Source organism: Devosia riboflavina (assembly GCF_000743575.1).
Lineage (GTDB): Bacteria > Pseudomonadota > Alphaproteobacteria > Rhizobiales > Devosiaceae > Devosia > Devosia riboflavina.
In genome coordinates this window covers 435,098-443,331 of the sequence record NZ_JQGC01000003.1, presented here as the reverse complement: position 1 = coordinate 443,331, position 8,234 = coordinate 435,098, and the positions used below count along the sequence as shown (strand labels likewise).

Sequence of the window (8,234 nt, the reverse complement as noted above, 5' to 3'; positions counted from 1 at the left end):
CCTTACAAAGGTGTTGCACTTCGTTTGAGAACTCAGGGGATCTCCGTTTGGTAAGCGGGCGGGGGCTTGGTGTCGGATCACATCATCCCCAGCACCGCCTGCCGTAGCCGTTCGAGGTCCTCTTCCCGGCTCAGCCGATGGTCGCCATCGGGGATCAGCGTGAAGGTCACCGGGTCGTGGAGGATGTGGGTGAGCAGTTTTTGCGCATGGGCCGGGGGGACGTCGGGGTCTCTACCGCCCTGCAGGATGTGGACGGGGCAGCCGGTTTCGATGACGCGGCCGAAGAGCAGGTGGTTTTCGCCGTCGTCGAGCAGCGCCTTGGTATAGCGATAGTCGCCGTCACCATATTTGCTGACCCGCTCGACAAAACCCCGTTCGGCGAGGGTGGCAAGCTGTTCCGGCGTGAAGCGGGTGGGAATGAGGTCATGGGTGGCATCGACCGCGGGGGCGATGAGGATCAGGCCCTGCAAACGCTTCTGGCTGGTTTTGAGGAGGTGTCGCGCGAGGAGCAGAGCCAGCCAGCCGCCCATGGAGGAGCCGACGACAATTTGGGGGCCGTGAGTCTGGCTAAAAACCGCAATGGTCTCTTCGAGCCAGCGCGTGATCGTGGCCTCGTCGAAGTCGCCGCCCGACTCCCCATAGCCGGAATAATCGAATCGCGTCACCTCCAGACCCTGTTCCGCGCCGAAGGCGTCGAGGGTGCTGGCCTTGATTCCGGTCATTACCGAGCGGAAACCATTGAGCCAGAAAAGCCCGGGAGATCGTCCGGGGCGCTGGATATAGGCGATATTGCGCTGGTTTTGCGCTGCGCCGATGCTAAGGAACTGTCGTGGAAGGGAAGTCACGCGGAACTCTTTGCTCGTTTGCGATCTTTACCGGCAAACGGATAAGCGTCCCCCGGGGGCAACACCCGGAAAATCAGCATATCCGGCTGTTGACTTCTTACCCCGCTAACACGATTTTAGGCCCGAATTCACCCCTCGGCAGAAACAGCACAAGGAACGCTTGCCATTCGTCGTCCAATGAGACCAACGGCGCCCCAGAAAGATGGGCCGCTTGCCAATGAGGACATTACCAGCCCCGACGTCCAGCTTATCGATGCCGAAGGCGAAAACCGCGGCATAGTTCGTACGCGCGATGCACTTGCCGAAGCCCAGGAAGCCGGGCTCGACCTCGTGCTGATCGCCGCGAACTCGACCCCGCCGGTTGCCAAGATGCTTGATCTTGGCCGCTTCAAATATGCTGCCCAGAAAAAGGCCGCCGAAGCGCGCAAGAAGCAGAAGGTCATCGAAGTCAAGGAAGTTCAGCTCCGGCCGAACATCGATACCCATGACTACGAGACCAAGATGAAGGCTGTGCAACGGTTCCTGGGCGAAGGCGACCGTGTGAAAGTGACGATGCGTTTCCGTGGCCGCGAAATGGCCCACCAGGATATCGGCATGTCGCTCCTCGTCAAAGTGCGCGAGCAGATGGAAACCATCGCCAAGGTGGAAAGCCAGCCGCGCTCGGAAGGCCGCCAGATGGTCATGGTGCTGGCGCCCAAGTGAGGCGACGGCATTTTTGGAATTGAAGAAGGCGGGCTTTGGCCCGCCTTTTTGTTTTTGGACTGCTCGCCGAACGCCGTCACCCTCGGGCTTGACCCGAGGGCTCTGCGCTTGCTGGATCATTAAGTGAAGTGTCCTCGGGTCAGGCCCGAGGATGACGTTTGGTGGTAAGGCCTAAAGGCCCAACCAGGCCGGCGCGATGGCGGTGCCACGGCCGAGGCCGTAGCCGAAGCGGATATTGAGCATGCCAACGGGTTCGAGGAGACGGGCGGCGTCGAGCGCGCCGGTCTTTTCGACGGCGAAGCCGGAATTTTTGACCAGGGTTTCGACTTGCGCCACGGCAGCGTCGTCGCCGGCAAGGAAGACGGGCACATTGGCCGTGTCATCCTTGGGCGCGGCAAAGAGGCCGGCAAAGATGGTGTTGAATGCCTTTACGACCTTGGCGGCGGGAGCGGCCTTCTGGATTTCTTCGGCGGCCGAGGTTTCAAAGCCGATGGAAAGGCCGGAAAAATCCGGCTTGATGGGGTTGGAGATGTCGACGACCACCTTGCCATCGAGCGCACCCGATTTGGCGAGTTCGAGCGCCGAGGCATAGGGCAGTGCCAGGACAACGGTATCGGCACCGGCAATGGCCGCCGGGATGGAGGCGCTGGTGGCGCCGATTTCGGCGGCGAGCGTTGCGGCGGCGGCTTCATTGCGGGCAGCGAGCACGAGATTGCCCTTGCCGGCCAGACGACGGGCCAGGCCCGAACCCATATTCCCAAGACCGATGATTGCGGTGGTCATTTCTTCTCTCCGTGTGGCGGTTTCGATGGAGAGAATTTAGGACGGGACTATTCTCGCGTGAATGTCTTGAAATAGAACAAGATAATTGCGCAAAAGTATCGAATGGTCGATCTCGTCAATCTCCGCACCTTTGTGACGGCCGCGACCGCGGGCAGCTTTTCAAAAGCCGCCGCGCGGCTCAATGTGTCGCCCGCCATGGTCGGGCGCCGCATCCTGGCGCTGGAAGAGGATTACGGCGTAAAACTGATCGAGCGGACGACACGCAGCCAGCGGCTGACCGAGACCGGCCAGGAATTTCTCGCCAAGGCGACGCGGATTCTCGAAGAGGTCGAGGCGCTGGCAGACATTGCCCATCCGCAGGCGGAGGATCTTGTGGGCCATATCAGGATCAGCGGCTCGACGACCTTGGGGGTGAAGCGGCTGACACCGGCCCTGGCACGCTTCACAAATGCCCATCCTGCCGTATCGGTGGAAATGGCGCTGCTCGACCGCAATGTGGATCTCGTGGCCGAGGGCTATGACCTGGCCTTTCGCATCGGCAATCTCAAACCGTCGAGCCTGATTGCGCGGCGGATAGGAACCTATGATTTTGCCTGCTGTGCTTCGCCCGACTATTTTAGGCGCATGGGGACGCCGACGCATCCGGACGAACTGGGAAACCATCGTTGCGTCATCAGCCTCAATCTCTCGCCGCGCGATCTCTGGCGCTTTTGGGATGCGGAGGGGCGCGAGGTTCTGGCTGCGGTCCGGGGCAATTTTGGTGTCGACAATGGCGAGGCCATGCGGGCGGCGGCGCTGGAAGGGGTGGGCCTGGCCTATGCGCCGCGCGTGCTGGTGGAAGAGGACTTGGAGAGTGGCGCACTGGTGGAAGTTCTTACGGGGTGGCGGAAATTGGCTTTGCCGATCCACGCCGTCTATCCCTCGCGGCAATTCGTGCCGCGAAGATTGGCCGGGGTGATCGAGTGGATCGCGCGGGAACTGCGGGAGGGGTAGAGCCTCATTCGGTGGTGCATCGCCCCACCGGCTGTCATCCCGGCGAAGGCCGGGATCCATCCCGAGATCTCAAGATGGGCCCCGGCCTAAAGCCGGGGTGACAATCGAGTTTGAGGAAAGTTCTGGGGCTGTCAGTAAGAAATTTCCGAAAACTGCGCGTCCCGCGCATCATAAACGAGGACGCGGCCGATCAGCGGTGTGCCGGTGCCGGTGATCATCTTGATCGCTTCCATCGCCATCAAGGTGCCGATGACGCCGGTGACAGGCCCCAAAATGCCGTTGAGCTCGCAGGAGGGGAGGTTTTCGTCGTCCGCCTCATCGGCAAAGAGCGCGTCGTGGCTGGGGCCGCCGATATGCGGGGCGAAGACTGTCACTTGGCCGGAAAACATCGACACGGCGCCGGAGACCAGCGGCTTTTGCCGGGCAGCGGCCGCGGCGGCGACGAGGCGGCGGGTGACGAGATTGTCGGTGCCATCGAGGACGAGATCATAGGGCGCGAGCATGGCTTCGGCATTTTCCGGCGTGATGGCCTCGGCAAGGGCGTCGAGCGCAACATGCGGATTGAGATTTTCCGCGAAGGTTTTGGCGCTCTCGGACTTGCCCGCGCCAATGCCGGCACTGGTGTGGACGATCTGGCGTTGCAGATTGGAGAGGGACACCGTGTCGGGGTCGACAATGCCCAGCCGGCCGATGCCGGCTGCGGCAAGATAGGCTATGGCGGGGCTGCCGAGGCCGCCGGCGCCGACGACGAGCGCGCTCGCCGCCCTGAGCTTTTGCTGGGCAGCGCCGCCAAAACCCTTGAGGACGAGGTGGCGCGCATAGCGCCGGGATTCCTCGGGCGAAAGCGGGGCGTCAGAAGGCAAGGGGCACCGCGAGGAAGCGCCGATCCGGTCCTTCAAAACCGCCGGGATAGGTGGAGACAATGGCAACGCCCCTGCCCCGCGGCGCGTCGAGCCCGGGAAGGACCACGGCATAGAGGCGATAATCGAGCACGCAGCCGCGCGACTTCGGCAGGGTCTCGTCGCGATGGATGATGGTGCTGCTCTCGCCCACGGCAAGGGTCAATTCAAAACCCTGCGGCGGGGTATCGAACCAAAGGTCGCAATCCTCGGAGGATTTTAACGGGAAGGTCTTGAGGGAAAGCAGGCGCTCTTCCTGCACTGTGCCGCGTTCATAGCCGGGGAGGCCGAAGGCGAGGTTTTGGGCGTCGATATCGACGGCGCCATCGCCGATGAGGACGGCGATCTCGGCCGGCACAAAGATTTCCTTGTCGGCGATGATTTTTATGGCCTGGCTATTGGCTTCGGAGCGAACCTGCAGCAGGGGCCTGTTTTCGTCCTCGCTGCGCATGCGAATGGGGGTGCCGTCGAGCCAGGTGTCGTTTTCGAGATCGACGACGAAAATATTGGAATAGGCAAAGCCGGAGCCATCCTGGATGCCGAATTCCTCGAAGGCGAAATATTTGGCATCGGGCGAAAAGCCGATGAAGTCGATCAGTGCCCGGTCGCCGGCCAGAGCGGGCGGAGTGAGCAAGGCAAAAAGCCCGAAAACCTGGGCGATCCGGGCAAGGTTCGATGTCATCGGCCGCTCCTCCTCGTGCTAGATGCCGGTTCCGGTCGAGCCAAAACCGCCCGATCCGCGCCCGCTGGTTGCGGAAAACTCTTCGACGATTTCATAGTGGGGCCGGAGCACCGGCACGAAGAACATCTGCGCGATCCGCTCGCCGGGCTGGATGACGATGGGGTCGCCGGATGGATTTCTGTTCCAGGCGCTGACGAAAACCTGGGCCGTATAGTCGGCATCGATGAGCCCGACACTATTGCCCAAGACCAGGCCGCGCTTATGGGCGGAGCCGGAGCGCGGAATGAGCAGCGCCGCGATATGGGGATCGGCAATGTGCATGGCAAAGCCCGAGGGAACCAGCACGGGCGCTTCCTGCGGGTGAATGGTCCAGGGCGTGTCGATGCAGGCATGGATATCGACCGCTGCGGCCAGTTCGGAGTGGTATTTCGGCAGGCCCCATTCGGCAAGGCGCGGATCGAGTACCTTGATTTCCAGCTTAAAGGACCCGGCAAAGCCTGACATGCGCACTCTCTTTTCTGGGGTTGTTTGTCGCGATTTTTGCGGTCGAAACGCCTGGCAAGGTTGTAGCCCCCATCGCCGGGATCGACAACAGCACCAAGCCAGCCTGTGGACGTCCGCTTAGTAGAAGGCGGCCCTGAACGGGGTGACGGCGGCGCCCATGGCCGAGGCGTCGGTCGAAATTTCCGAGACGATCAGCTTTGGGCCGGGGCGATTTACGCCATAGCGCGGGCGGTCGAAGATATGGGTCTTGGCGATCAGCATCTGCGCCAGGTCCGAGGGCACCTGGCCGCCGAAGACGATGGCCTGCGGGTCGATGACGGCGCGGATGGCGTTGATCATGCGGTTGTAAGCCGGCGTTACCTCTTCCACCCATTCGGCGACGCCCGGCCAGTTAGGATCGAAGTATTTTCGCATGTAGCTGATGGAGGGGACTTCGACGCCGTTGTGATTGAGGCGCTCGATCAGATATTGCAGCGCCGGGCGGCGCTTGGATTCTTCGGCGTCGTAAATGCCGGAGAATTCGCCGGCATTGCCATTGCCCCCGAGCAGCAGTTCGCCATCGCTGATCAGCCCGCCGCCAAAGCCGTAATTGAAGCTGAGATAGGCGAAATGCTTGATATAGCGGCCGACGCCGAACATGGATTCGGCGATGGTGCCGGTATTGGCGCCATTGTGGACCCAGACCGGACGGCCGAAAAATTCGGCCATCAAGGGGCCGAGTTCGATCAGCGACCATTCGTGGAGCGGCAGGGGCGCATTGTAGCGCGTACCGCCGACGTGATAGCCGGCAATGGCAAAGCCGATGCCGAAGAAACTATCCGGTGACAGTCCATTGCTCCGCTGCAGACCGGCCAGTTCCTCGGCCACGAGGTCCAGCGCCTCGGCCATGCTGGATTCGCGCAAGGGAACGCTGGCTTCGCCGAGGATGCGGCCGGCGAGGTCCATGAGGCAGATGCCGATGACGTCGGTATTGACCGAGATGCCGCAGCTATAGGCGTGCCGCCCGTCGAGCCGCAGGGTCGGGCTCGGCTGGCCGCGGCCTACGCCCGGTTTTGGGGCGCCGAGCGCCACGATGCCGCGTTCGGCCAATTGGTCGATGATGCGATAGACCGACTGTTGGGTCAGGTCGATATGGGGCGTGATCTCGGATCGCGACATGCCCGGATTGCGCCAGATGAGCCGCAAAAGGGCGCGCTCATTGGGCGAGACGACGCCACCCTCGGCGGCGCGGGAAAAACGCGGGGCAATGAGCGTTTCGGGCGAATAGGTCATCGTTTCTCTCCACCCGCTTTCATTACCAAAAGAGTGTAATATTTCAACGACGAAACACCGGTTTCAGCCGGAGATATCGGCCAGACGGCGAGGCAATCACAGTGCCTTGTCAGCACTGTCATGGATTTGTTACACCTAAAGTGTAGTAATAGCATCGTCGGTCGACCGGGGCTCACCGCGACCGCTTTCATGACAGGCGAGGCAATGATGAAGATGTTCACTCTGGCAGCCACTACGGCTGCCCTGATGGCTGGCGCCGGTGCGGCCCAGGCCACCGATTTCGAATTCTGGTACGGCAATACCGGCAGCGTCGAGACTGCCATTCTCGCCCAGTGCGATGCCTTCAACGCGTCCCAATCGCAGGACAAGGTCACCTGCGTCGGTCAGGGCAGCTACGAAGTCTCGATGCAGAAGGCGATTGCCGCCTATCGCTCGGGCAATGCGCCGGTGCTGATCCAGTTTTTTGACGCCGGCACGCTCGACCTGATGCTGTCCGACGCCGTGGTGCCGGTGCAGGAAATCCTGCCCGACGTCGACTGGGCCAACTACATCGACGGCGCCCGCGCTTACTACGAGACCTCGGACGGTCGCCTGTTCTCGCAGCCTTACAATGCGTCGACGCTGCTGTTCTACACCAACAAGACCCAGCTTGCGGAAGCCGGCATCACCGAGACGCCAAAAACCTGGGAAGAGATCAAGGCTGCCGCCGAAAAGCTGAAGGCAGCCGGCCATGCCTGCCCCTTCGTCACCGATGGCGATACCTGGCGCGTGCTGGAACAGTTCTCGGCGCGCCACGGCCTGCCGATCGCCTCCAACCACAATGGCTATGACGGGCTCGACGCCGAATATGTGCTCAACACCACCTTTGTGGTGCAGCACCTGACCAACCTCGTCGAATGGCGCAAGGAAGGTCTCGTCCGTCTCGGCGTCGACACCAAGGCCGGCAAATATGCCGATGCTTTCAACGCCGGCGAATGCGCCATGATGGAAGGTTCCTCGGGCTCTTATGCGGCTTCGGCCAAGGCCTTTGAGGGCAAGTATGAAGTCAGTGTCGACATGGCCCCGATGTATGAAGGCTATGAGCGCCACAATACGCTGGTCGGCGGCGCTTCCATCTATGTGATGAAGGGCCACGAAGACGCCGAAGTCGCGGCCGCCAAGGGTTTTCTCGACTTCCTGCGCCGGCCCGAACAGCAGATGGCCTTCACCGCGGCCACTGGCTATGTCCCGGTGACCAAGGACGTGCTTGGCGCCATCGAAGCGTCAGGCGAAGCCGACGCTGCCAAATATGCGACCGCTGCCATCGGCATCGAATCCATGAACCAGCCGCGCACCGAAGACAGCCGCGGCGTGCGTCTGGGCTTCTACGTGCAGTTCCGCGAAGTTTTCATGGAAGAAACCCAGAAAGCCTGGAACGGCGAGCCGACCATGCAGGCCGCCCTCGACAATGCCAAGAAGCGCGGTGACGAACTCCTGCGCCGCTTCGAGCAGACCTACCAGGGCGTCAAGCTTCCCTGATCCCCGGCAGAACGGCACGGGGTAGCAATGCTCCGT

General features: G+C 61.8%; 9 protein-coding genes. 3 read left to right on the top strand and 6 right to left on the bottom strand.

The window, feature by feature from the left end:
* Positions 1–77 precede the first annotated feature (77 nt).
* Positions 78–845, bottom strand: coding sequence for an alpha/beta hydrolase (locus JP75_RS05300; RefSeq protein ID WP_035080113.1), 768 nt, complete (start codon positions 843–845; stop codon positions 78–80).
* Positions 846–1,010: 165 nt separating this feature from the next.
* On the opposite strand from JP75_RS05300, the gene infC reads away from it, so the two are divergent.
* A complete protein-coding gene (infC, locus tag JP75_RS05295) occupies positions 1,011–1,547 on the top strand; it encodes a translation initiation factor IF-3 (RefSeq protein WP_201772904.1) in 537 nt (178 codons plus the stop codon).
* 171 nt (positions 1,548–1,718) lie between these two features.
* Here infC and JP75_RS05290 read toward each other — a convergent pair whose 3' ends face one another.
* Positions 1,719–2,330, bottom strand: coding sequence for an NADPH-dependent F420 reductase (locus JP75_RS05290; RefSeq protein ID WP_035080108.1), 612 nt, complete (start codon positions 2,328–2,330; stop codon positions 1,719–1,721).
* A gap of 102 nt (positions 2,331–2,432) precedes the next feature.
* On the opposite strand from JP75_RS05290, the gene JP75_RS05285 reads away from it, so the two are divergent.
* The gene (locus JP75_RS05285; protein WP_035080104.1) at positions 2,433–3,323 is read left to right on the top strand and encodes a LysR family transcriptional regulator; all 891 of its coding nucleotides are present in this window, start codon (positions 2,433–2,435) and stop codon (positions 3,321–3,323) included.
* A gap of 131 nt (positions 3,324–3,454) precedes the next feature.
* On the opposite strand, the gene JP75_RS05280 is transcribed toward JP75_RS05285, so the two are convergent.
* From JP75_RS05280 to JP75_RS05265, 4 genes are all read right to left on the bottom strand, one after another.
* Positions 3,455–4,186 (bottom strand): HesA/MoeB/ThiF family protein, encoded by a 732-nt coding sequence (locus JP75_RS05280; protein ID WP_035080102.1) that lies wholly within the window; start codon positions 4,184–4,186, stop codon positions 3,455–3,457.
* Positions 4,176–4,904, bottom strand: coding sequence for a DUF2259 domain-containing protein (locus tag JP75_RS26965; RefSeq protein WP_035080100.1), 729 nt, complete (start codon positions 4,902–4,904; stop codon positions 4,176–4,178). Before JP75_RS26965 ends, JP75_RS05280 begins: the two co-directional genes overlap by 11 nt.
* 18 nt (positions 4,905–4,922) lie before the next feature.
* Positions 4,923–5,408, bottom strand: coding sequence for a dUTP diphosphatase (gene dut, locus JP75_RS05270; RefSeq protein WP_035080099.1), 486 nt, complete (start codon positions 5,406–5,408; stop codon positions 4,923–4,925).
* Positions 5,409–5,525: 117 nt separating this feature from the next.
* Entirely contained in the window at positions 5,526–6,680 is a 1,155-nt protein-coding gene (locus JP75_RS05265; protein WP_035080097.1) for an ROK family transcriptional regulator, read from the bottom strand.
* 207 nt (positions 6,681–6,887) lie between these two features.
* On the opposite strand from JP75_RS05265, the gene JP75_RS05260 reads away from it, so the two are divergent.
* On the top strand, positions 6,888–8,198 hold the full coding sequence (locus JP75_RS05260) for an extracellular solute-binding protein (RefSeq protein WP_035080296.1): 1,311 nt from the start codon (positions 6,888–6,890) through the stop codon (positions 8,196–8,198).
* Positions 8,199–8,234: the final 36 nt, after the last annotated feature.